This is a genomic window from Geobacter sp. OR-1, from assembly GCF_000813145.1.
GTDB lineage: Bacteria > Desulfobacterota > Desulfuromonadia > Geobacterales > DSM-12255 > Geoanaerobacter.
Genome location: NZ_BAZF01000054.1, coordinates 1 through 1,281, shown reverse-complemented (window position 1 = coordinate 1,281; position 1,281 = coordinate 1). Strand labels below are relative to the sequence as shown.

Sequence of the window (1,281 nt, the reverse complement as noted above, 5' to 3'; positions counted from 1 at the left end):
TTGGCGCGCCCGGAGAGATTCGAACTCCCGACTTTTTCAAAGCCGGAACTTCTAATCTCTCTTTCTAATTGCAGCGCGTCCGCGCTGAATTGGTGGGCTTTTGTCAGCGATTTATTAACTTTAAAAGAACAAACCCTAAAACCGGAAAAACCTAAAATCTTGTATCAATGTTTCCCGGTTTGTTTACCGGTTTTTTAATCTAAAATTGGGATAATATCAATTTCTAATTTGTCGCTGAATATATTGACACGAACAATATACAGACCTGAACGGCTGGCTTTTAAAGATAAAAGCTTTTTAGATTCTTGAAATTCCTGAGGTCAATCTTTTTGTATTTTCCTGCTGCTTCCCTGCGGTTCGCTATAAGTGTGAGTTTCGGGATTGTCATCCTTGCCGGATTCGCGGCGTGAGACGGGCAGCGCATCCTTAACTCCTTCCGGTGTCATTCCTGCCATTCCTAGGGTCGTCTTTGTCATTCTTAGGCTTTGAAGCATTCTTTGCGGCGTTTTGCGTTTTCTGTCATCCCTGCGTATCGGCTCAGTGAATTCAGTTACGTCAATACCTGCAAGTTCCGCGACTGAACTCAGCACACTTGATATAGATTTCCCCGAGTGCGTTTCAATTTTGTCTATACAAGCCAATAAATTTTCTTGCCGTGCAGTCAGTTTGCCTTCCCTTCCTTTTTGTTCTGTTTTTAAAATTAATAGATATTCCTCGCCTCCCAAGTCTCTAATCATTGTCTCAATATATGCTTGCTCAAAGTCTAGAAACCGGGCAACTAAGGCAAGCGTGAGGCAATGGCAAGGCTTCGTATTATCGTTAAAGACCCTCCTGACTGTTTCCGGTGTTACAAATTTATTCAGCCCCGAACGTCTCACAAAATCACTGATATCGTTATAATCCGAACCGGCTAACCTATCCCTTAGTTCCTTTTGATACCTCTCCTGCATTTCAATGCGAAACTTCCTCATTTAACCCCTCACCTAAGAAATGATATGCCGACTATTTTTTTTAAGCTTGCCGACCGTCGATTTTTTGTACCTCAAAATACAATTAACACTAGCATGTATTTGCGATTAATGCAACTTGTTTCGCTCAACAAGTTACACCTTCTGGTATAACTAGCCGTTTTTATTACTCTTTTTTTAGAAAAAGCTTGACAAAGAATAAAATAAAGAGTAATTTGCGACCATGATTGGTTTTTAATTATTTAAGAGAACACTACAAAAGGAGAACGGAAATGGCACACGATATTCACGTAGCAATCTACCAGAGCGGGTA

Annotated in this window: 2 protein-coding genes; one reads left to right on the top strand and one right to left on the bottom strand. The window is 40.7% G+C overall.

Features of this window, described 5'->3' with window-relative positions:
• On the top strand, positions 1-198 hold a 198-nt coding region (locus OR1_RS22970; protein WP_237754379.1), incomplete at its 5' end, for a hypothetical protein.
• Between the two features lie 122 nt (positions 199-320).
• On the opposite strand, the gene OR1_RS20430 is transcribed toward OR1_RS22970, so the two are convergent.
• Positions 321-971 carry a hypothetical protein gene (locus OR1_RS20430; protein WP_041975003.1) on the bottom strand — a complete coding sequence of 217 codons (651 nt, stop codon included), beginning with the start codon at positions 969-971 and terminating at the stop codon, positions 321-323.
• Positions 972-1,281 lie beyond the last annotated feature (310 nt).